Raw genomic sequence first — 23,698 nt, forward strand, 5'->3', positions numbered from 1 at the left:
CCGAATCGCAACGGACGGGGGGTGACCGGTGACCCGTCGACGAGAGTCGCCGACCGAGGGCGCGGTGCCCGGACGGTTCGCGGGCGAGACCGTCATCGTCACCGGGTCGACCCGCGGTATCGGCGCCGGAATCGCGGAGCGGTTTGCCGCTGAGGGGGCGAACGTCGTGGTCAGCGGGCGCTCCGTGGAGGCGGGGGAGGCCGTCGCCGAGCGCATCTCGGGACGGGCCGGAGAGGAAGCGGCCGACGGCGCCGCGACCGGCGACGCGACGTTCGTCCGCGCGGACATGCGCGACCCGGACGACGTGGCCGCGCTGGCGGAGGCGGCGGCCGAGCGCTACGGCTCGGTCGACGTGCTCGTGAACAACGCCGGCGTCCAGACGGAGACGGCCGCGGACGAGGCGACGCTCGACGACTGGGCGTTCGTCGTCGAGACCGACTTCCGGGCGTACTGGCTCGCCGCGCGGGCAGCCCTCGAACACATGGACCGCGGGGCGATCGTGAACGTCTCGTCGAACCACGCGTACGCGACGATGCCCGCGCACTTCCCGTACAATGCCGTGAAGGCGGGGATCAACGGCATGACGCGGTCGCTCGCCGTCGATTTCGGCCCCCGCGTCCGGGTGAACACGGTCGTCCCCGGCTGGGTGGAGATCGAGCGCACCCGCGAGGAACTCCCCGACGGGCGGTTCGAGGAGGTCGAGTCGATCCACCCGGCAGGGCGGATCGGCACGCCGGCCGACGTCGCTGGCGCCGTCTCCTTCCTCGCGAGCCAGGACGCCGCGTTCGTCACCGGGGCCGCGCTGCTCGTCGACGGCGGCCGCGGTGCGGTGATGCAAGACGACACGCTCCCGAACTACCGGGCGCGAGAGGACGGGGAGTAGCCGGGAACGGCGAGCGCCACCGCGCCGGCCTCGCGCTCGACTGTCGACGGCGATCACCCCTTCTTATAATCGGCCGAGCGTAGCACCGGGTATGGACCCGTTCGAGACCTGCGGCGCGGGGTGGCGCCGATGACCGACCTCGTCACGTTCGGCGAGACGATGCTCCGGCTGTCGCCGCCGCGCGGCGAGCGGCTGGAGACGACCCGCGACCTCACCGTCCAGGCCGGCGGCGCGGAGAGCAACGTCGCGGTCGGGGCCGCGCGGCTCGGCGCCGACGCCCGCTGGCTCTCGAAGCTCCCCGACTCGCCGCTCGGCCGGCGGATCGTGACCGAACTGCGAAGCCACGGCGTCCGCCCCGGCGTCGCGTGGGCGGACGCGGACGAGAGCCGCGTGGGGACCTACTACCTCGAACACGGCGGCGAGCCGCGGGGGACGAACGTGATCTACGACCGCGCCGACGCGGCGATCACGACCGTCGAGCCCGACGAGCTCCCGACGGACGCGGTCGCGGAGGCGGAGTGGTTCCACACGACGGGGATCACGCCCGCCCTCTCGGAGACCACGGCGGAGACGACGACAGCGCTGTTGCGGACCGCCGGCGAGGCCGGGACCACGCGTTCGTTCGACCTGAACTACCGGGCGAAGCTCTGGGACCCGGAGACGGCGCGGGCGGCCTACGAGGACCTGTTCGAGCACGTCGACACCCTGTTCGTCCCGCGGCGGGACGCGCGCGAGGTGCTCGACCGCGAGGGCAGCGCCGTCGAGATCGCGCACGGCCTCGCCACGGAGTTCGGCTTCGACACGGTGGTCGTCACCCGCGGGCTGGAGGGGGCGGTCGCGCTCCACGACGGCTCGGTGTACGAGCAGGACGTGTACGAGGCGGAGACGTTCGACGCGATCGGCACCGGCGACGCGTTCGTCGCCGGCTTCGTCGCGGAGCGGCTGCGCGGCGGGGACCTCCCCGCGGCGCTCCGGTGGGGCTCGGCGACCGCGGCGCTGAAACGCACCACCGACGGCGACCTCGCGGTGACGACCCCGGCGGAGGTCCGCGACGTCATCGAGGGCGAGGGCGGGATCGACCGGTAAGCAGCGCGACCGCGCTCGGAACGTACTGACTGGAGTCTGAAAACTGCGATCCACCGGCCGCGTTCCTCCCCGTTCAGAGGTCGACGGGGGCGCCGGCGGCGGCGCTCTCGGCGAGTGCGTCGATGACCTCCATGTTCGCGATCGCCTCCTCCCCGTCGGTCAGGGGCGCGGTCCCGTCGGCGACGCGCTCGGCGAAGTGCTCGACCTGGAGCCGGTACTGGTCGACCGCGGGGAACGTCTCGACGCCGTGCCGGCCGTCGATCTCGTACGCCAGCTCGACGGGGTCGTCGGTCGGGGCGTCGAACGCGCGCTCGACTTCGATCCAGCCGTTCGTCGCGTCGACGCGGTAGCGCTGGACCAGCTGGGTGTCGAATCCGCACGCGACCCGCGCCGAGCGGCCGTCGTCGTACGCTAACACGCCGGCGAGCTCCGTGTCGACCCCGGCCTCTCGGGTGTCACCGGCGTGGGCGTAGGCGCGGTCGGGCTCCCCGAGCACCGTCCGGGCGAGCGAGACGGGGTAGCAGCCGACGTCCATCAGCGACCCGCCCGCGAGGTCGGGGTCGAGTCGCACGTCGTTCGGGCGGTCGTACAGCGGGAAGCGGAAGGTGGCCGTCACCGACCGGACGTCGTCGAGTTCGCTCGCCGCGAGCGCGACGGCGCGCTCGGTGCGCGGGTGGTACCGGTACATGAACGCCTCCATCAGGGTGACGCCCCGCTCGTCGCAGTGATCGACGGCCGCCCGCGCCTCGTCGGCGTCGGCGGCCAGCGGCTTCTCGCAGAGGACGTCCAGGCCGGCGTCCGCGGCGCGTTTCGTCCACTCGGCGTGGCGCCCGTTCGGGAGCGGGACGTACACCGCGTCGAGCGCGTCGTCGTCGAGGAGGGCCTCGTAGGAGCCGTAGCTGCGGGGAATCGCGTTCTCGGCCGCGAACCGCTCCGCGCGGTCGGCGTCGCGGGACGCCACCGCGCCGACGGTGTGATCGCTGGCGGCGATCGCCGGTATCACCGCTTTACGGGCGATCCCCGCGGTGCCGAGGACGCCGAATTCGAGGCTCGTCGAGCCGCGCTCTGAAGTGGGCATACGCGGGGCGACGCACCCCCCGTCCAAGTCGGTTGGGGTCCGGTGAGCGACTCGGGAGCCCCTCCCAAGACGAGGCATCCCGGCCGATGAGCCGGCAGAGGAAGAACACGAGACGGGTCGGGCGGCTGGGTTCCGCGCTCAGTTCGGTACTCGACCCGCGATTCCAAATGAATTCGAAGGTGTCGCCGCTGTGTACAGCGCCGAATCTCGTGAGGCGAATCGCGGTGAACCGGCCCGCCCGACAGTCGCTCAACGGCGATCGAAGGGACGGAGCCCACGCGAAAAATTACTGGAACCTGATTATAACTGTGTACTGGCGGGAATTTGATAATATTTTCGCTCAGGGGAGATCCTGAAGACGATAGTGACGAAACGCGGGTTTCGTTCTCTCAATTCGCTACAGAAGGTGTTTATATGGCCTATCTGGCGCGAATCGCCGATTCTGGTCTAGGCGGAGGCGAGTCCGATCCGGATCGGCGATAACTGGGGACGCACGGAGCGAAGCTAAGATATTTAAACCAATTTCAAGAGGCCTTAGCGGCTCTAACTAGTGTTTAGAGTTCGTATTTCTGACGCGGCCGTTCGCTCGACGATCGGGCGGTCCGTCCGTGCGGATCGAGACAGATAGAAAATCTGAGTATCAGTGTAATTTGATAGGATTTCTCCCGGCCGGTGCGAAGCGAGTCCCGTGAGCGCGGCTGGCGGCGCGCTTGGCCCGAGAGCCGGGCTCGATGGGCGAATCGGCTCGAGACTCCTCGGGCATGGCTTAAAATAACAACGTTACGGTTGTTATGGGACGGCGTCGATCGGCGCGCGATCACCGGACGCCGGCCGGGCACCAGCGCGTCCGCGGCTGCGACCGACCGAGTCGAAGAGACTTGCCGTGAGAGATATTTGTTCGGCCGCTACATACTGATCCGGTAATACTCAAAGTACGTATATTTAGGTCTGAGATAGAATCTAAAAGTTGTTTAAATTGCTTCTGAAGCGTGTGAGTCCGTAAATACTATTTATAAGTAGTAGTCAAATTTTGTACTAGTACTCGGGTACACAGCACCTCGAATCGTATGCGAATTCGAACACGTCTGGCGGGTCGTGCGATAGAAATTCATACCGGGGGCGCGAGGGGTGAGTCATGGACCGGGACACGCTCAAGCGAGCGCTGGAGAACGCCGATCTCACGGGGTACGAGGCCGAGGCGTATCTGACGCTCGTCGACCACGGACGACTCCCCGCGGTCGACGTCGCGAAAAAGTCCAGCGTGCCGACCTCGCAGGTGTACGAAACCCTTCGGTCGCTGGAGGGGAAGGGGTTCGTCGAGACCATCGATCAGGACCGGCTCCACGCGGAGCCGTCAGACCCTGTCAACCTCCTGACGCACCTGCGCGAGCGCGGGGAGCTCTTCACCGACGCCGCCGAGGAGCTCGAGGACCGCTGGGAGCAGCCGGACCTCAACGAACACCGCGTCGGCGTCGTCAAACACACCGAGACGGTGCTCGAACACGTCCGGACGCAGATCCGGGAGGCCGAGATCGCCGTCGAGGTCGCGTTGACCGCAGCGCAGTTCGAGTCGCTGCGGACGGAGCTGAAGGCCGCCGCCGACCGGGACGTGATCATTCACGTCGCGGTGTACTACGAGCCGGACCTAGCCGCGCGGAGCGAGGAGTGGGACCTCTCGGCGCCGAACTTGGAGATGCGCGTCGTCAAGATCCCGGGGCCGTTTCTCGCCGTCCTCGACCGAAGTCGGACGTACTTCGCCCCGAACTCGCGTGCCGGGGAGAGCTACGGGATCTTGATCAACGACAACATCCTCTCTTTTATCAACCACTGGTACTTCCAGACCTGCCTCTGGTACTCGTGGGAGCCGCTGTCGTCGAACCAGCGGCTCCCGAAGACGTACATCAGCCTCAAGGAGTTCATCCGCGACATCAGCGACGTGTATCACGGCGGCGCGACGGTGGCGGTGACCATCGACGGCCTCGACGTCGAGACGCGGGAGTTCCGGACCGTCACCGGAACGGTCGCGAACATCTACTACCCGGACATGTTCGTCAACCACAGCCCGTCGCTGGAGCGACTCTCGACGTACTCCGTCGTCTGGCTCGATACGGGAGAGGAGGAGTTCTCCGTCGGCGGCTGGGGGGCCGTCTTCGAGGACATCGAAGCGCAGAAAATAACGCTCGAAGCGATCTCCTTCGACCGCGTCGATCAGTTGTAGGTCGTCTCGACGCGCAGTCCGACCGTCTGGTCACCGACGCGGACCGAGTAGTCGCCGGCGGCGGTCTGTCGCACGCCCTCGGCGTCGACCCGGCCGAGCGACGCCGCGTCGAGTTCGACGGTCACCGTGTCGCGCTCCCCGGCCTCGAGCGAGACGCGCTCGAAGCCGCGGAGCTCGCGGACCGGCGTCACCGTGGGGCTGGCGTGGTCGGTAACGTACACCTGGACGACGTCCGTGCCGGCTCGGTCGCTCACGTTTTCGACAGGGACCTCTACGGTCGTCGTCTCGTGCGGCCCGACGGTCGAGTCCGCCAGCGCGACCTGCCCGTACTCGAATTCGGCGTAACTGAGCCCGTGACCGAACTCGAACAGCGGGTCGTACGACGAGGGGTGTTCGTCCTGTCCGATCGGCGTCGGATGCGGGAAGTGGTTGAAGCGCGCCGGGAGGTGTCCCTCGGACTTCGGGATCGTGATCGGGAGCCGCCCGCCGGGGTCGTTCTCGCCGAACAGCGTCTCGGCGACGGCCCGGCCGCCCATCGTCCCGGGGTAGTACGCCATGAGGAGCGCCGGGACGTTGTCGGCCATCCAGTCGACGACAAGCGGCCGGCCGGTGATCAGAACGCCGACGACGGGGGTCCCCGTCTCGTGGATCGCCTCGACGAGGTCGCGCTGCGCGTCGGGGAGGCTGAGCGAGTGCCGGTTGGGGAACTCGTCCGGTTCGGTGCCGGAGTCGGCCGTCGGCCCGAACTCGTGGAGGTACCACGGCTCGCCCACGGCGACGACCGCCACGTCGGCGTCCGCGGCCGCGTCGGCGGCGGCGTCGACGTCGAGTTCGTCGTTCATCGTCGCGCCCTGTTCGTAGGCGACGTCGCCGTCCGTGGCCGCCTCGACGCCGTCGCGAACGGTAACGATGTCCGTCCCCTCGGGGTCGGGGACGCTCCAGCCGCCGAGCTGGTGGATGGGGGTGTCCGCGTTCGGTCCGGCGACCAAGACGTCGGCGTCGTCGTCGAGCGGCAGCAGGTCGTCGTTTTTCAACAGCGTCATCGACTCCCGTGCCGCCTCGAGAGAGGCCTCCCGGTGGGGCGCCGCGCCGACCACGTCGCGCGCCTCGGCCGGGTCGACGAAGGCGTCCTCGAAGAGTCCGAGCCGGAACTTCTGTTCGAGGACGCGCTCGAGGCTCTCGTCGAGGGTCGACTCGGCCAGTTCGCCCTCCTCGACCAGCGCGACGAGGTGTTCGGCGTGGTCGACGGCGTCGACCGAGGCGATGTCGAGGCCGGCCTCGCGCGTCTGCCGGACGGAGCCGCGGTGGTCGGCCGTGATCTTGTGATCGTCGTGGAGCATCCGGACGCCGTTCCAGTCCGAGACGACGGTCCCGTCGAAGCCGAGCGTGCCGCGGAGCAGGTCGGTGAGATACCGCCGCGACCCGTGTGCCGGCTCGCCGTCGATGGCGTTGTAGCAGGGCATCACCGACTCGACCCCCTCGTCGAGCGCGTCGAGGAAGGAGGGGAGGAAGACGTTCCGCAGCACGTACTCGGACACCTCAACCGGCGCGGCGTCCTCGCCGCGAGCCGGTTCGCTGTACGCCGGGAAGTGCTTGGCCGTCGCGATGACGGACGAGGGGTCTTCGATCCCCTCGCCCTGATAGCCGCGTACCTTCGCGGCCGCCAGTTTCCCGCAGAGGTACGGGCTCTCGCCGAACGTCTCGAAGGCGCGACCCCAGCGCGGTTCGCGGGCGACGTCACACGTCGGGGAGTAGTTCTGGTGCGCGCCGGACCGCCGCACCTCCGTCGCCGTGACGTCGGCGGCCCGCTCCGCCGCCTCGGTGTCCCAGGTCGCCCCGACGCCGAGACCGTTCGGAAACGCCGTCCCCTCGGCGACGTACGCGTGGCCGTGGACGGCGTCGACGTTGAACAGCAGTGGAATGCCGAGACGCGTCTCCGAGAGAGCGACCTCCTGGAGCCGGTTGACGTTCTCGACGATGTCGTCCAAGCGCATGTCCGCCGCGCCGCCCCAGCCGAACGACGCGACCGCACCGACGTGGTGGTCGCGGATCTCGTCGGCGGCGTCGTCGACCGTTTTGAACTCGCTGAGTTGGCCGGCCCACGTGCCGACGAGCTGGCCCGCCTTCTCCTCGAGTGTCATCCGGTCGAGGAGGTCCTCGACTCGGTTCGAGAGAGTGGCAGTCTCGTCTCTGTAAAGGGGTTGCTCGCTGCTTGACTGCATACCCATAGAGGGTAACCAAGTTGGTTTATAATTTTTGATGGCGGGAAAACGCCATCAGGCGGTCGAATCGCCCGAAACGACGACGATCCCCGACCTCGTGATCCGCAGCCGCTGGTCGGCGCTAACGTCCTCGAAGCGCCGCTCGGTCCCGTCCGGCCAGACGACCCGGAGCGACGCCGTCTCGCTGGCGCCGAGTCCGACGTGTTCGACCCGACTGTCCTGCGAGAGGAAGTCGGTGTTCGAGGTGTGACGGACCGTCTGCGCTCCGTCGGCCGTTACGGTGACCTCGGCGCCCAGCGCCGTTGCGCCGTCCTCGTCGACGACGCGGAACTGGAGGCCGTGGCGGTCGCCGGCGGCGGCGTTGTCGTAGACGACGAACGGGGCGTCGTACGTCGCGACGACGAGCTCCTGCGCGCCGTCGCGGTCGTAGTCGAGCGTAGCCAGCCCCCGGCCGTCCGTCTCGCGCATCCCGTTCGTCTCCTTTCGCACGCGCTCGTACGCGCCGTCGTCGCCGGCCACGCTCCGGTTCGATTGGAACACCATCGGGTGCGTATACACCGGGTCCTCCCGGTCGATCCTGATGACGCGCTGGGTCGTGTGGACGAGGTCGCGGTCGCCGTCGTTGTCGAAGTCGGTCATGCTCGCGGCCCACCCCCAGCCGCCGCGCCGCACGCCGAGTCCGTCGGCGCGGTCGGTGAACTCCCCGCCGCCCCGGTTGACGAGGAGGGTGTTCCCTTTCGTCCGGCTCGAGTGAATGACGTAATCGAGCAGGCGTTTCAGTCGCTCGTACCGCTCAGGCTCCATGTTCGCTTCGAGATCGGGGAACCAAATGTTCGAGACGAACACGTCCGGCCGGCCGTCGCCGGTCACGTCGGCGACCTCTGACGCCATCCCGTTGCGGGCCGTCGAGCCGCCGAGCGATCGCTGCTCGAACTCCCCGCCACCCCGATTCACGTAGATTGTGTCGTTGTTGTAGTCGTTGGCGACGTGGATGTCGGGACGGCCGTCCCCGGTCAGGTCGGCGAAACTCGCCGCCAAGCTCCAGCGCGCCCCCTCAATATCGTCGGTCCGGACGCGTTCGTAGGCGCCGCCGACGTTCTCGTAGAGGTAGTTCGGGTTCCCGTTGTCGACGTCGATGCTGGCGTTCGGGCTGAAGTAGCCCGCGGGCTTCTGCTCGCGCCACGACCCCGACTGGTAGACGAAGAGGTCGGTGTCGCCGTCGCCGTCGTAGTCGGCGGCCGCCGCGCCGAGCGGGTACGTGAGGGTACCGAGCCCGTACTCGGTCGGCTCGAACGTGCCGCGGTCGTTGTCGAAGGCGTGTACCGTCCCGTCGCGGCCGAAGAGGAGGAGGTCCGGCCAGCCGTCCCCCTCGACATCGACGAACGAGGCGCTCTTCACTGCGCCGTCGACTGAGGGGAACGAGTCACGCCGCGAGAACGTCCCGTTCCGATTTACGAACAGCGCCGGCTCGGCCCCGCCGACGGCGAGGACGTCCGGCCACGAGTCGCGGTCGACGTCGGCGACGTAGACGCCGGAGTTCCCGTTGCCGACGCCGCCGCCGCTCGCCTCGTACGTCAGTCCCGACTCCGCCGTGACGTCCGCAAACTGGATCCGCGGCGGCTCCGTCGCCGGGTCCTCCCCTCCCGTCGCGAACACGCCGGCGCCGGCGCACCCGGCGAGGAGGACGAGCAGACAGGCGGTGCCGACGCGCAGGCCTCGTCGCATCTCAGATCACCGGCAGCGCGCGCTTCTCCCGGGGCGGCGCGAGGTAGCTCCCCCGGCGGAGCGTCTCTAAGTAATCGGTGATTCCGTGGTCCTCCGCGGGCACGTCGTGGTCGTACTCGTCGACGTTCATCGTCTTTCGCGTCTCAATGAAATCGGTCATCGCCTCCTGGATCGCGTTGAACTGGAACCCCGCGCCGTCGCGGACCGTGTCGGCGACGCCCTCGGTCCGCCGGAGGATGCGCGGTTCGAAGTCGTCGTCACGGGCCCGGGCCACCTTCTGGGTGTGGCCGACGCGGTCGTACTCCCCGGCGTGGGCGTCGATGTTCTCGACGTCCGATTCGGTGACGCCGCTGTCGCCGCCGAGTTTGTCGCCGGTGGCGCCGATATCGTCTGGATCATGCGCCGGACAGAACATTTCGGCAGTCCGTTCCTCTTGGCCCTGTTCGTACCACCGGTCGAGGTCGATCCGGAGCGTCGAGGAGGCGATCGTCGTCCCGCCGGCCATCGGCCCCTCGTCGATGGTGACGCGGTCCTCGCTCGGGAGGTTGTCGCGGAAACCGGACTTGTACCCCATCGACAGCGGGGCGTCCTCGGGGACGCCCTCATGGTCGAGCTTGTCGGCCGGCAGCCCCTTGCCGACGTAGCCGACGTGGCGGCCGGCCTTCGAGAAGATCCCTTCGAACGTCGACTCCACGGGGAGGCCGTTGAGCTCGTCGAGCTCGCCGAACAGCGCCTCCTCCGCGGCGAGAAGGATCGAGCCGACATCGCTCGTCAGTATCAGCATCGCGTCGTACTCGTCCGCGTGGGCGGGGTCCTCGCCGACGGCTTCGAGGACGGACTCCGGCGTCGAGAGCCCCGCGGGGACGTCGCCGACCGCGTCGAAGTAGGCCGGGGCGTATCCGATCATGAAGAGCAGTCCGCGGTGGAACGGCGCGCCCGCGTCGCCACCGGTTCCCCACTGGAACGCTCGCTCCAGCGTTCGGAGCGCCGCCTCGACCGCCTCCCGCTCGGCGTCCGCCGGCGGCGTGGACCCCTCGTAGCGCATGCCGATCCCGACGAGCTGTTGCGGGGGGACCGTGTTGCCGTGGGCGTCCCGGACGAGGAACTCGCCCCAGCGGTGCTGGCCGTCCGGAACCGCGCTCGGATCCCCACGCGGGAACGTCGGTTCGGCGTCGACCGCGGCTCCGTCGGTCGAGGCCGACGCCTCCCCGAACCGGCCGCGCTCCGTCTCGAGGCACGCGGAGAGCGCGCTGGTGCCGCCGATCGCCACCGCGGAACGGACGAACTCACGACGCGGAATGTCTTGCCGCTCGTCTGAAGGCATTATCTGTGGTAACGAGTGTCTCGGGTTAATTCTTTTGTCGCGGTCAGGCTCGGGCGCCCTACCGAGGGATTTCTGTTCTGAGCGACTGGAGCGCGCCCCCGCACTCGGTCGAAAATATCCATTATAGACCATTTACCATAACATTTAATAACAGATGACAGAACGTGATAACCGTTCCATGGCAGATTCCAACGACGGCTATAGCGATATTGTCAGTCGGCGACAGTTCGTCGCCACAGCGGGCGCTTCGGGGGCGGCAGCGCTCGCGGGTTGTACGGGTGGTGATGACGGGAGCGACGGCGGTGACGGAGGCGACGGGAGCGACGGCGGTGACGGAGGCGACGGCGGCAGTTCGGGCGTTATCGACACCGCGCTCGTCGGCGCCACGAACAACGGCGTCCCGTCGAACCTCCACGTGAACCCGATGGCGACCCAGAACTACGACTGGATCGCCGGCAACCACATCTTCGAGCGCTTCGCCGCGTACAACTTCTCCACGAACGAGTTCGAGCTCGCGGGGCTCGACGAGTGGTCGTTCGAGGAGACGACCGTCACGCTCACCCTGCGCGACGACCTCGCGTGGGACACGGGCGACGACGTGACGGCGGCCGACGTCATTCGGCAGTTCCGCCTGATGGAGAAGACCGGCGCCACGCTCTGGGACTACGTCGAGAGCGTCGAACAGGGCGACGACGACAAGACGGTCGTCCTGAACCTCTCCGAGCCGACGAACCCGGAGATAATCAAGCACACCCTGGCGAACGGCGACCTCCGGATCCACGCGTACGGGCCGGTGTACGAGGAGTTCGTCGACGAGGACGCCTCGGCCGTTCAGGAGTTCAAGTGGGAGGAGGACATCCACGGCAACGGTCCGTTCAACTTCGATGAGAAGCGCGATCAGGGGTGGACGCTCACGCGCAACGAGAACTTCCACTCCGCAGACAACGTGAACTTCACCACGTACGAGCTGCTCACCCGGACCGACAACACCGCGCTCCAGCAGGGGCTCTTGGGCGGCGAGCTCGACGTCGTCACGAGCCTGTTCACGCCCCCGACGACCGTCGCGAACTTCCCGGACCGCGTCGAGGAGGTCCAGCTGCCGGCGAAGTGGGGATACGGCGCCCTGTTCAACCACAACGATGAGCACTTCGGAAAACGAGAGGTGCGGCAGGCGGTCGCGCACGTGATCAACCGCCAGCAGGTCGCCGAAAACGCCGGTCCGCGGACGAAGGACCCGGCGCCGAAGGTCACCGGCATCGCGCCGGCCGACCAGGAGATGCGGCTGGGCGACACCTTCGACAGCTTCGAGAGCTACGGCATGGACGCCTCCCAGACCGAGGAGGCCGCCTCGCTGCTCCGCGAGGCCGGCTACTCGAAGTCCGACGGCACGTGGCGCGACGGCGACGGCAACGCGCTCGGCGGCGAGTACCTCACCCCGGCCGGCTGGACCGACTGGACGACGGCGACGAACAGCGTCGTCGACCAGCTCAACTCCTTCGGCTTCGACTTCGAGATCAACTCGCTCCCGATCGGCGACTTCTTCGGCAGGTACATCGAGTCGAACTTCACGATGGGCGCGCTCTACTGGCTGCCCGGCGGCGCGCGGTCGTCGTTCCCGTACTTCCCGCTGCGCTGGCAGATGAAGATCCCGGACATCGACGGCGGTCACGGGTTCACCGAGGGCGAGAAGACGGTGCCCGCGATGGACGGCTCCGGCGAGATGACGATCGACCCCCTCGAAGAGATCAAGACCGTCGCCACGACCCAAGACGAGGCGGCGGCGCGGGAGACGATCCAGCGTGTCGCGTGGCATCACAACCAGAACATTCCGGTGTTGAGCCTGGTCGGGAAGGTCGACCAGTCGTGGCTCACCGACGCCAACTGGGACGTCGTCGGCCCGGACGACCCGGCCCGCGGCGTCAAGTGGCCGTCGCACTGGCTCCCGAAGCAGGGGAAGCTGAGCGCGACGGAGTAATCCGGCGGCATCTAGTACGCAATGGTCAACTATTACGTGCGGCGGACCGCCAGGGTGTTCGTCACGATCTTCCTCGTAGCGTCGCTGACGTTCGGTCTGGTCCGGCTCCTCCCCGGCGGTCCGTTCACGCTGTTGCGGGCACAGCTGCTTCGGCAGGGAGTCCCGGCCGACGAGGTCGACGCCCGGATCGCGAACCTCCAGAACATCCGCCCGGACGAACCCCTGTGGATGCAGTACATCGATTACATGACTGCGCTGGTACAGGGCAACCTAGGCGAGTCGATCTCGCTCGGCGAGCCGGTGGTGTCGGTGCTGGCGAGGGCGGCGCCGTGGACGGTGTTCGTCGTCCTCGTCTCGACGATCCTCGTGTTCGTCGTGGGCATCTTCCTCGGCTCGTTACAGGCGTACTGGGAGGGCGGCCGGTTCGACCAGCTGGTCACCGGCGTCTCCATCTCGATGATGTCGCTGCCGTTCTACGTGGTGGCCGTCCTCCTGTTGTACGTGTTCGCCTACCAGTTCGGCTGGCTGCCGACCGCGGGGACGATCAGCAACAGCGTCGACCGGAGCCTTAGCGTCCCGTTCGTCGTCAGCGCGCTGAAACACAGCATCCTGCCGATAGTCTCGTACACGCTCGGGGCCGCCGGCGGGCAGGCGCTCGCGATGCGGGGCAACAGCATCCAGGTACTCGGCAACGACTACGTCCAGGTGGCGCGGCTGCGCGGCCTCTCCGACGGGCGCATCGCGACCCGCTACGTCGCGCGGAACGCCATCCTTCCGCTGTACACGGGATTCCTGCTGCTGCTCGGCTTCCGCCTCGGCGGGACCGTCATCTTAGAGCAGATCTTCTCGTACACCGGGCTGGGCTACTACATGATCACGGCGCTGAACGCGAACGACTACCCGCTGATGATGGGGACGTTCCTCGTGATCACCGTGGCGCTCGTGATCGGCGTGTACGTCGCCGACCTGACGTACAGCCGTATCGACCCGCGGATCAGCGCAGGTGAGTCAGATGAAGCCTACTGAGACCGATAGCACGGCCGTCGACTGGCGCGGGGACAGCGCCTCGTCGCCCGACGTGACGAGGCGGGAACGACTCAAGGAGACGTACGAGGCGCGGGTGCGGACGCCGGCGCTCGTCGCGTGGGCCGACTGGCGGACCCGGTTCGGCCTGTTGATCATCGGTGGCTACGTCCTCATGGCGCTCGTCGCGGTGCTCGGCCTCTGGCGGGAGCCGTCGACGAGTCAGGCGCCGCGGCTCCTCGGGCCGTTCACCGACATGAGTTACCCGCTGGGAACGACCCAGTCGGGGGTCGACCTCATGGCGCTCGTCATCCACTCGACGCCGACCATCCTCATCCTGATCACCGCCGGCGCGGTGTGGGCGACCCTGATCGCCGTCATCATCGGCACGGTCGCCGGCTATAAGGGCGGCAGCGTGGACCGCGGACTGATGTCGTTTTCCGACCTGGTGATGGCGATTCCGGGGCTGCCGCTCGTCATCATCCTGGCGGTGACGCTGAACCCGGAGAACCCGGTCGTCCTCGGCGTCATCATCAACATCAGCTACTGGGCCGGACTCGGACGGTCGCTCAGGTCGCAGGTGCTCACCATCCGAGAGAACAACTACGTCGAGGCGTCGCGGACGATGGGGATCAGCACGCCGCGTATCATCCTCAAGGACATCATCCCGAACCTGATGCCGTACATCACGGTCAACTTCGTGTTCGCCGCGCGCTACGTCATGTTCGCGTCGGTCGGGCTCTACTTCCTCGGCGTGTTGCCCTACTCGACGCAGAACTGGGGCGTGACGCTCAACTTCGCGTACAGCAACGGGGCGCTCTTCTCGTGGCAGGCGGCCCACTGGCTGTTGGCCCCGATGATCGCGATCATGGGGCTCTCGCTCGGGCTCATCCTGCTCGGCCAAGGGCTGGACCGCGTGTTCAACCCCCGCGTCCGGACGCGGATGGCCGGCGAGTCGAAATCGACAGTCGCCGACGACGACGACGACACCGTGACGGAGGTATTCTGAATGGCATCACACACGACGGCCGACGGACGGTACGACGACCCGACGGGCGAAAGCGGCCCGATAATCGAGATGAACAACGCCAAGGTCACCTACGACGGCGGCGAGACGTTCGTCTTAGACGACGTCAGCCTGTCCGTCGAGCGCAACGAGGTCGTCGGGGTGGTCGGGGAGAGCGGCAGCGGGAAGTCGATGCTCGCCTCGGCGATGCTCGATGCGATCCCCGACCCTGGCCAGCTGTCCGGCGAGGTGCTCTACCACCGCCCCGACGGGACGACCGTCGACGTGCTCGAACTCAGCGACGAGGAGCTGCGCCAGTTCCGCTGGGAGGAGGTCGCGATGGTGTTCCAGGGCGCGATGAGTTCGTTCAACCCCACGATGAAGATCGGCGGGCACTTCGAGGAGACGCTGAAAGCCCATGACGCGCGCGTGCCAGAGGGGATGGAGTTCGCCCGAGAGCTGTTGTCCGACCTGTATCTCGATCCCGAGCGCATACTCGACTCGTACCCGCACGAGCTGTCGGGCGGGATGACACAGCGAGCGCTGATCGCGCTCTCGCTCGTGCTCGAACCCGACGTGCTCGTGATGGACGAGCCGACGGCCGCGCTCGACCTGCTGATGCAGCGGTCGATCCTCACGCTCTTAGAGGAGCTCCAGCAGAAGTACGACCTGACGATGGTGTTCATCACGCACGACCTGCCGCTGGTGGCTGCGCTGGCCGACCGGATGGCCGTGATGTACGCGTTCGACCTTATCGAGGTGGCGCCGCGCGACCAGCTCATCGGGAACTCGGGACACCCGTACACGCGCGCGCTGCTCAACTCGACGCCGAACCTCGACGCGCCGTTATCGGAGATGCGACCCATCGAGGGACAGAGCCCGGCGCCGGTCAACGTCCCGGCCGGCTGCTCGTACGCGCCGCGCTGTCCGCTCGCCACGGACGAGTGCCGCGAGGTCGACCCCGACTTCTACAAGACCGGCGACGGCCACCGAACCGCCTGTCACCGCTGGGAGGAAGCCCGAGAGCGAATCACGCTGAACTTCGAGACCGCCGGGGACGGTGCCGGGAGCGGCGGCTCGGAGGGGGGATCATGAGCCGGCCGGACGCGTTCGGCTCGGCCGCCCCCAGCGGCCGGGACGACGAACCGCTCGTGTCGCTCGACGGCGTGGAGGTCCACTTCGAGAAGGAGCAAGGCCTCTTCGAGTTCTTCGAGGAGCCGGACACCGTCAGGGCCGTCGATGGCATCTCGCTGGACATCGAGGAGAACGACGTGCTCGCGCTGGTGGGCGAGAGCGGATGCGGCAAGTCGACGCTCGGGAAGACGACGATCGGCCTCCAGCGCCCCACGGGCGGGAGCGTCCGCTACCGCGGGCAGGACATCTGGGCGGCCAAAGACGGCGTCGGCGACGTGGAGATCCCGTTCGACGAGATCCGCTCGTCCCTACAGATCATCCACCAAGACCCGGGCAGTTCGCTGAATCCGAACCAGAAGATAGTCGAGATCCTCTCGCAGCCGATCAAGTTGACGCACCCGAACGTCGGGCTCAACGAGCGCCGCGAGCGCATCTACTCGCTGCTCGAACGCGTCGGGATGAACCCGGCCGCGGACTTCGCAGATCGGTACCCGCACCAGCTCAGCGGCGGGGAGAAACAACGCGTCGCGCTGTCACGCGCGCTGTTGATGAATCCGGATCTCATCCTCGCGGACGAGGCGATAAGCGCCTTAGACGTCTCCCTGCGCGTCGAGATGATGGACCTCATGTTGGACCTGCAAGACGACTTCGACACCTCGTTCGTGTTCATCTCGCACGACCTGTCGAACGCGCGGTACTTCGCCGAGCACGGCGACGGCCGCGTCGGCGTGATGTATCTCGGGGAGATCGTCGAGGTCGGCCCGGCGGAGGAGCTCATCGAGGACCCGGGCCATCCGTACACGAACGTCCTCCGGTGGGCGACGCCGAACCTGGCGCTCGACGCCGCAGGGGCCGGCGAGCCGCCGGTGCGGAAGATTGACGTTCCCGACCCGGTCAATCCGCCGAGCGGGTGTCGCTTCCACACGCGCTGTCCGGAGGCACGGGACGTCTGCCGCGAGGAGACCCCGGAGCTTCGCGGCGAGCCGGGCGGACACCAGAGCGCCTGCTTCCGCAACGAGCCGGACCACAAGTACTGGGACAGCCAGCCCGTCGAAGACTGAGTCGCCCGCAGCGGTACCTTTTTTTCCGCGTCAGCGAGAGGACTTGTATGGACGCGAAGCCACAGACGCTCGTCGTGACCGGCGCGCTCGGCGGCGCCGGGCGCTGGGTGGTCGACCGACTCACGGAGGAATCGTACGACATCGTCGCTGTCGACCGCGAGCTCCCGGTGGGGACGCCACCGGAGGAGGTGGACTTCCGCGCGGTCGACCTCGTCGACGCGGGGGAGACGATGGACCTCATCGCGGAGGTCGACCCCGACGCGGTCGTCCACCTCGCGGCGATCCCCGACCCGCTGAACCACGCCGGCGAGCGCGTCTACCGTAACAACGTGTTGAGCACGTACAACGTGTTGAACGCCGCCGGTCGGATCGGCGCGGACGTGACGTGGACCTCCAGCGAGTCGGCGTACGGGTTCCCCTTCGCCGAGTCGGCGCGGGCCCCGGACGCCCTGCCGATCGAGGAGACGCATCCGCTCCGCCCCGCGGACCCGTACGGGCTCTCGAAGGTCAGCGGCGAGGAGACCGCGAAGGCGGTCGTTCGACGGGACGGCATCTCCGTCGCCTCGATCCGCCCCTCGTGGGTCCAGTACCCCGGCGAGTACTTCGTCACCGACATCCGCGAGTCGTTCGACCTCGACGCCCTGACGGCGAACCCGTCGGCGGCGGTCGGCGGCGGCCCCGGGAACTACTGGTCGTACGTCGACGTCCGCGACCTCGCCGACCAGATCGCGCGGACCCTGGAGGTGCCCCTCGACGGGCACGAGGCCTTCCACTGCCACGCGACGGAGAACTACCTCGGGGAGGAGACGACCGAGCTGTTCGCGGCCCTGCTGGGCGAGTGCCCCGAGCCGTGTGCGCTCTCGGGCGACGCGTCGGCGTTCTCGACGGCGAAGTCGGCGGAGCGGCTCGACTGGACGCCGAGCCACAGCTGGCGCACCGAGTCGGCCGTGCCGGGCCCCGACTTCGACGCGCCCTGAGCGCCCAGTCAGCAGTTTTTTGCCGACGGCGACGAGACCGCGCGATATGGAGTACACGACGCTCGGAGCGACCGGAACGGAAGTGAGTCGTATCGGACTGGGCTGTATGAGCTTCGGCAGCGAGGAGCCGTGGATGCTCGACGAGGCGGAGTCCAGAGAGATCATCGACCGGGCCGTCGAGCTGGGGATCAACTTCTTCGACACGGCGAACGCCTACTCTGCGGGCGAGAGCGAGGAGATCCTCGGTCGGGCGCTCGACGAGCGCGACCGGGCGGAACAGGTCGTCGCCACGAAGGTGTTCTTTCCAGTCGAGGAGGGACCGAACCGGAGCGGGCTCTCGCGGAAGGCGATAGAACAGGAGCTCGCCGACTCGCTGGACCGGCTCGGGATGGACACCGTCGATCTCCTCCAGATCCACCGCTGGGACGAGGACACCCCTATCGAGGAGACGCTCCGGACGCTCGATGACGCCGTCCGTCGCGGCGACGTGCGCCACCTGGGCGCCTCCTCCATGTGGGCGTACCAGCTCGCGAGGGCGCAGGAGACCGCGCGGGCCAACGGGTTAGAGCGGTTCCAGACGATGCAGAACCACTACCACCTGGCGTATCGCGAGGAGGAGCGGGAGGTCCTGCCGCTCTGCGATCGGGAGGACATCGGCGTCATCCCGTGGGGGCCGCTGGGGCAGGGATACCTCACTCGGCCGCACGACGAGCTACAGACGACCACGCGCGGCGACCCGGAGAACCATCACAACCCGACGCCGGAGTACGGGGCCGGCGGCGGCCGCGAGATAAACGAGCGCATCCAGGAACTCGCCGACGACCGCGGCGTCTCGATGGCGCAGCTGTCGCTCGCGTGGCTGCTCCACAAAGACTGGGTGACCGCCCCCATCGTCGGCACGACGAGCGTGGAACACCTCGAAGAGGCCGCGGAGGCGGTCGAGATCGACCTCTCCGAGTCCGACTTGGCGTACCTCGAGGAGCCGTACGAGCCGCAGCCGATCATCGGCCACGAGTAGGCCACGGCGCGGTCGCCCGGGGGGTCCCGGTCACGTGACTCATCCGGGACCTGCCCCCGGCCCCGCTACTCGTCCGACGGCGACGGCGACAGCCGCCCCGACGCCACCATCGCCTCCAGCGGGTGGTCGGCGCCGTCCGCCGGCAGGTCGACCCGGCCGGTCCGGCGGACCGACTCGTATCCCGCGAACACGATCTCGGCGGTGTTGAGGCCGATCCGGCCGCTGAGCGACGGCTCGCGCCCGGCCTCGAGCGCGTCGACGACCTCGGCGACCGCCCGGTCCTGGAACGCGGAGCCGTAGCGGTCGGTCTCGGAGCCCGTGGCGTGCATCGTCTCGCCGTCGACGTCGATGGCCTCCCTGTCCCCGCCGTGCGAGACGGCCAGCATCGGGCCGTCGTCGACGTCGATGCGTATCTCGCCGTCGGTGCCGCGGAGCACGAACGAGGCGTCGGCGAAGTCGCTCCCCTCGCCGCCCGAGAGCACGCCGTAGACGCCGTTCTCGTACCGCCACTGGGCCCACATCTGGTTCTCCTGGTGTGTCCCGAATCGCACGTCCTCGTCGCGGTAGTCGAGCGCGGCCAGCACCCACTCCGCGGCGTGTTCGTCGTTGAACATCCCCGCTAAGTCGATCGTGTGCGCGCCGGTGTCGTAGAAGTCACCCCAGGTGATCTCGACCCGTCGCAGGGCGCCAATCTCACCCTCGTCGAGGAGCCGCTTCGCCTCGACGAACGGCTTGCCGAACCGCCGCTGGCGGTTGAAGGTCAGCTGAACGTCGTTCCGCCGACACTCCTGGACCATCGCCCGCGCGTCGTTCCACGAGGTCGCCATCGGCTTCTCGCAGTGGATCGCCGCGACGGTGTCGCTCCGGGCGCAGCCGACGACCACGTCGTGGTGGACCGCGGGCGGCACCGCAACCGTCACGAGGTCCGGATCCAACTCGGCGAGCATCCGCTCGTACGCCTCGTAGACGGCGGTCTCGGGGAGGTCGAACGCGTCGGCGAACGCGGCCCCGTTCTCCGGGACGATGTCGGCGACGCCGACGACCGAACACCGGTCGTCGTTCTCGAACCCCTCCGCGTGTCGATACCCCATCGCGTACCCGTCGACGGACGGGTTCTCCGGGTCGGGACCTGCGCCGATGACGGCAACGGTGTACTTCGTCACGGGTTAGAGAGTACCATGCGAAACCGGGTGAAAGGCTTTACGCACGGCGTGGGGCCGTACAGCTAAGCGGGTCGCGGTCCACGGGGGGAACGTGAACGTACTCATCATCGGCGGCACGGGGCTCATCAGCACGGCAATCACGCGGCAGGCGGCCGCCGCGGGCCACGACGTGACGGTGTTCACTCGCGGGCGGACCGACGCAGACCTCCCGGAGTCGGTGGATCGGATCACGGGCGACCGGACCGACCGCGACGCGCTGGAACGAGCCCGCGACGCGCTCTCGTTGGGCTGTGTGATAGACATGGTCGGCTTCGACCCCGCGGACGTCGAGACGGCTATCGAGGTGTTCGCCGGCCACGTCGACCAGTACGTCTTCTGTAGCACCGTCGACGTGTATCACCGGCCGGTCGAGACGATGCCGATCCGGGAGCGGGCCGCCCGCGAGCCGCCGGTCAGCGAGTACGGCGCGGACAAGGCGGCCTGCGAGGACCGCCTGTTCGACGCCTACCGGAGCGACGGCTTCCCGGCGACGGTCATCCGGCCCTGGCACACCTACGGCGAGGGCGGCGACCTCATCGACACGCTCTCCAGCGCGGCGTACGTCGACCGCCTCAGGAAGGGCAAGCCGATACTGGTCCACGGAGACGGCACCTCGGTGTGGGGGCCCTGTCACCGCGACGACGTGGCCGCCGCCTTCGTCGCGGCGATCGGAAATCAGGAGGCCGTCGGCGAGGCGTATCACGCGACGGCGACCGACCCGTTGACGTGGAATCAGTACCACCGGCGCGCGGCGGCCGCCCTCGACGCCCCGGAACCGGACCTCGTCCACGTGCCGACCGACGCCCTTCGCGCCGCGGTCCCGGATCGGGTGTCGCCGCTGGTTGACCACTTCCGTTTCTCGACCGTGTTCGACACGGGGAAGGCGGAACGCGACCTCGGCTTCCGACAGACCGTCTCCTGGGAGACGGGAGTGCGACGGACCGTCTCGCGGCTCGAGGCCGACGACGCGATCGAGGCATGGGATTCCGATCCGACGTACGACAAGGTCGTCTCGGCTTGGCGGAAGGCGACCGACGCGTTCGTCGCCGAGTTCGAGTAGCCCGCTCCCCCCGTCCTCGCCGAGGGCGGTCGGTACCCCGGGAATTATACCGTGGCGCCGCGACGCTCCTGTATGACGGAGTTCGGCTTCCAGCTCTACAGTCTGCGCGACGTGGAGGACCCGCTGACGACCGTACTCGACCGCGTCGGTGCGACGGCGTTCACCGGCGTGGAGTTCGCCGGCCTCGACGGGGCGACGCCGGCGGCGGTCGCCGAGACCCTTGCGGCGGGCGGGCTCGCCCCCGCCGCCGCCCACGTCGGGCTCGAGGAGATCGAGGCAGATCCAGACGCCGTCGCGGCGACTGCCCGCGGCGTCGGGTACGAAGACGTGGTCGTCCCGTGGCTCGGCCCCGAGCACTTCGAGTCGGTCGCCGCCGTCGAGGCGGCCGCCGACCGGCTCTCGGCCGCGGCCGACGCGCTCGCCGACCGCGACCTCCGAGTACACTACCACAACCACGACCAGGAGTTCGTCTCCCTCGACGGCCGCCCGGCGCTGACGCACCTCCTCGAGGCCGCCGACGGCGTCGGCCTCGAACTGGACGTGGGGTGGGCCGGCGCGGCCGGCGAGGATCCCCTCGCCTACCTCGACGCCCACGGAGACCGGGTCACGCACGTCCATCTCAAGGACTACGACGGCGCGGCCGGCGACACGGTCGTCGTCGGCACGGGCGACCTCGACCTGAGTCGGACCGTCGAACTCGCCCGCGAGAACGCGGTCGAGTGGCTCATCTACGAGGCGGAGACGGGCGCCGACTCGTACGCCACCCTCGAGACGGCGGCCGACGCCGTCGACGGGCTCAGGTAAGGCGTCGAGTCGGAGGCGGGATCGGCGGTCGAAGAATCGGCGACCTGCGCCGCGGACCGGTCAAACTGTCCGAACCGTGGTGTACCCCTCGAAGTTGAGGACCACCTGCTGGGCGAAGTCGCCGAACACGGCCTTCCCGGTCGGGGACCGCGAGTCACCGAGGACGAACACGTGGCCGCAGTCGTGCTCGGCGGCGGCGTCGAGGACCCGCTCCGCGCGATCGTCTTCGGAGCCGACGCTGACGGCGATTTGCACGTCGACGTCTGAGTCGCCCAGCACGTCAGTGACGAACGACCGCGCCTTCGCCGTCGCGCCGTCGACGATGCTGGAGTGGTCGTACTCGACGTTCTCGATCCGCCCCACGGCTTCGAGGGTCGTCACGTCCTCGTCGTACTTGTCGGCGTCGAGGTGCCACAACACCACGAGGTCGTCGTCGCTTCCCCGGGCGCTGGCCGCCGCCTCCGCCAGCAGATCGCGGTGTGCGTCCGTCGCTTCGAGGCTCACGAGACCGCGTGTCATACGATCGCAATCGACGGCAGGGTGATAAAAACACCGGCGGACCGCGCGGCGGCAGCGCGGGCGCTCGTCGAGCGTACCGGGACGTTAATCACCGTCGACGCAGTGGCACGGGTATGGCGCTCAGAGAGGCGATCGTCGACGCGGTGTGCGAACAGCGGACGCAGCTGCCGCTGCTTTTGGCCGTCGTCATCGTGATGGGGGTGCTGCTCGCGTTCTCGCTCATCTTTCTCCAGCCCGGGACCGCCGCCTACGTCATCGCGCTGGTGGACGCGATCCTCGTCGTCGGCTGTCTGGTCGTGTTCGGCGGCGCGTACTGGTACTGTACGCAGCGGGCGATGGACGACTGAGACGCCGGCGGTCAGCCGGAGAGAAACGACGCCGTCTCTGCGGCGAACGTCGCGATCTCCTCGTCCGGGTCGGACGCCGCGACGCGTTCGAGCGCGTCGACGTGCGCCTCGTCGCCGAGGAAGCCGAACAGTCTGACGGCGCGCGCTCGGACGAGGGTCGCCTCCGCGTCCAGCGCCGTCAGGGCGGCCGACGCGTGCGGTCGCACCGCCTCGGGCGACGCCCGCGCCACCGACCCGAGCGCGTCCAGCGCGGCGCTCCGAACGACGGCGTCGTCCGCGGCGGCGAGGTCGGCGAGGGCCGCGGCGTGGTCGGCGACGGCCGCCGGTTCGGCGTTCGCCGCCGCGATGACGACGTTCGACGCGAGCTGGCGCGCGTGCTGCTCGTACTCTTTGCTCTCCCGCTCGCGCTGTTGGATCGCCTCCTTGGTCCCCGGGTCCTCGACGTAAGCGACGGCGGAGTCGCCGCCGGCGGTGACCGGTGCGTCACTAAGCCCGTCGAGGAGCGCTCCGAGGAACGGCACGCAGGCGGCCGGCCGCTCCTCGGTCACGTCGCCGAGCAGCCGAGCGCCCGCCAGCTGGACGCTCGGGAGGTCCGACCCCACCAACGCCGCGAGGTCGTCGACGATCGGCACGAGCGTTTCCGCGTCGGTCGCTGCGACCTCCTGAAGCGCCGCGGCCGCGGTCTGGACGACGCCCGCGTTCTCGTCGCGTAACGCCGCGCCAAGTTCCTCGACGAACGGGCGAACCCTGTCGACGTCGTCGACCGCGAGCGCCGCACAGACGCGCGCGCCGCGCTGACGGACCAAGGAGCGCTCCGACGCGAGGGCGGCACGGAGTTCGGCCGGCGCTATCGATTCGGGATCGACGTCGTCTAACACCACCCCGTCGAGCGGGGCGTCGCTGCGACCCGACATACGGACGGGCGTTCCGCGCCGACGGGCAAATACGTACCGGTCACCCCTCTTCGTCGCCCGAGCGGACCGGCAGTGGCGGGCGGGCGGCGAGATCCGGCCGCTCTGACGGCGTTCGACGGTCG

20 protein-coding genes are annotated in these 23,698 nt (G+C 68.6%); 13 read left to right on the top strand and 7 right to left on the bottom strand.

What is annotated here, in order from left to right:
• The first annotated feature begins 28 nt into the window (after nt 1-28).
• Both F3H13_RS09830 and kdgK1 read left to right on the top strand, forming a co-directional pair.
• The gene (locus F3H13_RS09830; RefSeq protein ID WP_149798859.1) at nt 29-883 is read left to right on the top strand and encodes an SDR family NAD(P)-dependent oxidoreductase; all 855 of its coding nucleotides are present in this window, start codon (nt 29-31) and stop codon (nt 881-883) included.
• Nucleotides 884-1,012: 129 nt separating this feature from the next.
• Nucleotides 1,013-1,969, top strand: a complete 957-nt coding sequence (gene kdgK1, locus F3H13_RS09835) for a bifunctional 2-dehydro-3-deoxygluconokinase/2-dehydro-3-deoxygalactonokinase (protein WP_149798860.1) — start codon at nt 1,013-1,015, stop codon at nt 1,967-1,969.
• Between the two features lie 73 nt (nt 1,970-2,042).
• Here the strand turns inward: kdgK1 and F3H13_RS09840 are convergent, their stop codons facing one another.
• Nucleotides 2,043-3,047 (bottom strand): Gfo/Idh/MocA family protein, encoded by a 1,005-nt coding sequence (locus F3H13_RS09840; RefSeq protein ID WP_149798861.1) that lies wholly within the window; start codon nt 3,045-3,047, stop codon nt 2,043-2,045.
• Between the two features lie 1,135 nt (nt 3,048-4,182).
• Between F3H13_RS09840 and F3H13_RS09845 the strand changes: the two genes are divergently transcribed.
• Entirely contained in the window at nt 4,183-5,265 is a 1,083-nt protein-coding gene (locus F3H13_RS09845; protein WP_149798862.1) for a TrmB family transcriptional regulator, read from the top strand.
• Here the strand turns inward: F3H13_RS09845 and F3H13_RS09850 are convergent.
• Genes F3H13_RS09850 through F3H13_RS09860 form a run of 3 tightly spaced genes read right to left on the bottom strand, consistent with a single transcriptional unit; the run spans nt 5,256 to nt 10,536 of the window.
• Complete coding sequence (locus tag F3H13_RS09850) at nt 5,256-7,487, bottom strand: glycoside hydrolase family 3 N-terminal domain-containing protein (protein ID WP_223174401.1); 2,232 nt, start codon at nt 7,485-7,487, stop codon at nt 5,256-5,258. The genes F3H13_RS09845 and F3H13_RS09850 overlap by 10 nt on opposite strands.
• A 54-nt stretch (nt 7,488-7,541) precedes the next feature.
• The gene (locus F3H13_RS09855; RefSeq protein WP_149798863.1) at nt 7,542-9,212 is read right to left on the bottom strand and encodes a CRTAC1 family protein; all 1,671 of its coding nucleotides are present in this window, start codon (nt 9,210-9,212) and stop codon (nt 7,542-7,544) included.
• 1 nt (nt 9,213) lies between these two features.
• On the bottom strand, nt 9,214-10,536 hold the full coding sequence (locus F3H13_RS09860) for a DUF7405 family protein (protein ID WP_149798864.1): 1,323 nt from the start codon (nt 10,534-10,536) through the stop codon (nt 9,214-9,216).
• A gap of 178 nt (nt 10,537-10,714) precedes the next feature.
• Here F3H13_RS09860 and F3H13_RS09865 point away from each other — a divergent pair, with 178 nt between their 5' ends.
• Genes F3H13_RS09865 through F3H13_RS09895 form a run of 7 tightly spaced genes read left to right on the top strand, consistent with a single transcriptional unit; the run spans nt 10,715 to nt 18,730 of the window.
• Entirely contained in the window at nt 10,715-12,511 is a 1,797-nt protein-coding gene (locus tag F3H13_RS09865; protein WP_149798865.1) for an ABC transporter substrate-binding protein, read from the top strand.
• A gap of 21 nt (nt 12,512-12,532) precedes the next feature.
• Nucleotides 12,533-13,537 carry an ABC transporter permease gene (locus F3H13_RS09870; RefSeq protein WP_149798866.1) on the top strand — a complete coding sequence of 335 codons (1,005 nt, stop codon included), beginning with the start codon at nt 12,533-12,535 and terminating at the stop codon, nt 13,535-13,537.
• The gene (locus tag F3H13_RS09875; protein ID WP_149798867.1) at nt 13,524-14,543 is read left to right on the top strand and encodes an ABC transporter permease; all 1,020 of its coding nucleotides are present in this window, start codon (nt 13,524-13,526) and stop codon (nt 14,541-14,543) included. Before F3H13_RS09870 ends, F3H13_RS09875 begins: the two co-directional genes overlap by 14 nt.
• On the top strand, nt 14,544-15,635 hold the full coding sequence (locus F3H13_RS09880) for an ABC transporter ATP-binding protein (RefSeq protein WP_149798868.1): 1,092 nt from the start codon (nt 14,544-14,546) through the stop codon (nt 15,633-15,635). It begins immediately after the preceding gene.
• Nucleotides 15,632-16,735 (top strand): oligopeptide/dipeptide ABC transporter ATP-binding protein, encoded by a 1,104-nt coding sequence (locus tag F3H13_RS09885; protein WP_149798869.1) that lies wholly within the window; start codon nt 15,632-15,634, stop codon nt 16,733-16,735. Before F3H13_RS09880 ends, F3H13_RS09885 begins: the two co-directional genes overlap by 4 nt.
• A 47-nt stretch (nt 16,736-16,782) precedes the next feature.
• Nucleotides 16,783-17,712 carry an NAD-dependent epimerase/dehydratase family protein gene (locus tag F3H13_RS09890; protein WP_149798870.1) on the top strand — a complete coding sequence of 310 codons (930 nt, stop codon included), beginning with the start codon at nt 16,783-16,785 and terminating at the stop codon, nt 17,710-17,712.
• Between the two features lie 46 nt (nt 17,713-17,758).
• Nucleotides 17,759-18,730 (top strand): aldo/keto reductase, encoded by a 972-nt coding sequence (locus F3H13_RS09895; RefSeq protein ID WP_149798871.1) that lies wholly within the window; start codon nt 17,759-17,761, stop codon nt 18,728-18,730.
• 65 nt (nt 18,731-18,795) lie between these two features.
• Here F3H13_RS09895 and F3H13_RS09900 read toward each other — a convergent pair whose 3' ends face one another.
• On the bottom strand, nt 18,796-19,893 hold the full coding sequence (locus F3H13_RS09900; RefSeq protein ID WP_223174402.1) for a Gfo/Idh/MocA family protein: 1,098 nt from the start codon (nt 19,891-19,893) through the stop codon (nt 18,796-18,798).
• 91 nt (nt 19,894-19,984) lie between these two features.
• Between F3H13_RS09900 and F3H13_RS09905 the strand changes: the two genes are divergently transcribed.
• Together F3H13_RS09905 and F3H13_RS09910 are read left to right on the top strand one after the other, a co-directional pair.
• Nucleotides 19,985-20,992, top strand: a complete 1,008-nt coding sequence (locus F3H13_RS09905; RefSeq protein ID WP_149798872.1) for an NAD-dependent epimerase/dehydratase family protein — start codon at nt 19,985-19,987, stop codon at nt 20,990-20,992.
• A gap of 72 nt (nt 20,993-21,064) precedes the next feature.
• Complete coding sequence (locus F3H13_RS09910; protein ID WP_149798873.1) at nt 21,065-21,796, top strand: sugar phosphate isomerase/epimerase family protein; 732 nt, start codon at nt 21,065-21,067, stop codon at nt 21,794-21,796.
• A 60-nt stretch (nt 21,797-21,856) separates the two neighbouring features.
• Here the strand turns inward: F3H13_RS09910 and F3H13_RS09915 are convergent, their stop codons facing one another.
• On the bottom strand, nt 21,857-22,315 hold the full coding sequence (locus F3H13_RS09915; RefSeq protein WP_149798874.1) for a universal stress protein: 459 nt from the start codon (nt 22,313-22,315) through the stop codon (nt 21,857-21,859).
• A gap of 113 nt (nt 22,316-22,428) precedes the next feature.
• Here F3H13_RS09915 and F3H13_RS09920 point away from each other — a divergent pair, with 113 nt between their 5' ends.
• Nucleotides 22,429-22,662, top strand: a complete 234-nt coding sequence (locus F3H13_RS09920; protein ID WP_188128046.1) for a hypothetical protein — start codon at nt 22,429-22,431, stop codon at nt 22,660-22,662.
• An 11-nt stretch (nt 22,663-22,673) separates the two neighbouring features.
• Here F3H13_RS09920 and F3H13_RS09925 read toward each other — a convergent pair whose 3' ends face one another.
• Nucleotides 22,674-23,576 carry a hypothetical protein gene (locus F3H13_RS09925; protein ID WP_188128047.1) on the bottom strand — a complete coding sequence of 301 codons (903 nt, stop codon included), beginning with the start codon at nt 23,574-23,576 and terminating at the stop codon, nt 22,674-22,676.
• Nucleotides 23,577-23,698: the final 122 nt, after the last annotated feature.

Source organism: Halorubrum xinjiangense (assembly GCF_900102375.1).
GTDB lineage: Archaea > Halobacteriota > Halobacteria > Halobacteriales > Haloferacaceae > Halorubrum > Halorubrum xinjiangense.

What these genes read in the sequence shown, in the direction of transcription:
- F3H13_RS09920 (WP_188128046.1), top strand. Translation starts at nt 22,429, where the DNA reads ATGGCGCTCAGAGAGGCGATCGTCGACGCGGTGTGCGAACAGCGGACG.
- F3H13_RS09850 (WP_223174401.1), bottom strand. Translation starts at nt 7,487, where the DNA reads ATGCAGTCAAGCAGCGAGCAACCCCTTTACAGAGACGAGACTGCCACT.
- F3H13_RS09845 (WP_149798862.1), top strand. Translation starts at nt 4,183, where the DNA reads ATGGACCGGGACACGCTCAAGCGAGCGCTGGAGAACGCCGATCTCACG.
- F3H13_RS09855 (WP_149798863.1), bottom strand. Translation starts at nt 9,212, where the DNA reads ATGCGACGAGGCCTGCGCGTCGGCACCGCCTGTCTGCTCGTCCTCCTC.
- F3H13_RS09890 (WP_149798870.1), top strand. Translation starts at nt 16,783, where the DNA reads ATGGACGCGAAGCCACAGACGCTCGTCGTGACCGGCGCGCTCGGCGGC.
- kdgK1 (WP_149798860.1), top strand. Translation starts at nt 1,013, where the DNA reads ATGACCGACCTCGTCACGTTCGGCGAGACGATGCTCCGGCTGTCGCCG.
- F3H13_RS09875 (WP_149798867.1), top strand. Translation starts at nt 13,524, where the DNA reads ATGAAGCCTACTGAGACCGATAGCACGGCCGTCGACTGGCGCGGGGAC.
- F3H13_RS09910 (WP_149798873.1), top strand. Translation starts at nt 21,065, where the DNA reads ATGACGGAGTTCGGCTTCCAGCTCTACAGTCTGCGCGACGTGGAGGAC.
- F3H13_RS09860 (WP_149798864.1), bottom strand. Translation starts at nt 10,536, where the DNA reads ATGCCTTCAGACGAGCGGCAAGACATTCCGCGTCGTGAGTTCGTCCGT.
- F3H13_RS09915 (WP_149798874.1), bottom strand. Translation starts at nt 22,315, where the DNA reads ATGACACGCGGTCTCGTGAGCCTCGAAGCGACGGACGCACACCGCGAT.
- F3H13_RS09895 (WP_149798871.1), top strand. Translation starts at nt 17,759, where the DNA reads ATGGAGTACACGACGCTCGGAGCGACCGGAACGGAAGTGAGTCGTATC.
- F3H13_RS09865 (WP_149798865.1), top strand. Translation starts at nt 10,715, where the DNA reads ATGGCAGATTCCAACGACGGCTATAGCGATATTGTCAGTCGGCGACAG.
- F3H13_RS09880 (WP_149798868.1), top strand. Translation starts at nt 14,544, where the DNA reads ATGGCATCACACACGACGGCCGACGGACGGTACGACGACCCGACGGGC.
- F3H13_RS09870 (WP_149798866.1), top strand. Translation starts at nt 12,533, where the DNA reads ATGGTCAACTATTACGTGCGGCGGACCGCCAGGGTGTTCGTCACGATC.
- F3H13_RS09840 (WP_149798861.1), bottom strand. Translation starts at nt 3,047, where the DNA reads ATGCCCACTTCAGAGCGCGGCTCGACGAGCCTCGAATTCGGCGTCCTC.
- F3H13_RS09885 (WP_149798869.1), top strand. Translation starts at nt 15,632, where the DNA reads ATGAGCCGGCCGGACGCGTTCGGCTCGGCCGCCCCCAGCGGCCGGGAC.
- F3H13_RS09925 (WP_188128047.1), bottom strand. Translation starts at nt 23,576, where the DNA reads ATGTCGGGTCGCAGCGACGCCCCGCTCGACGGGGTGGTGTTAGACGAC.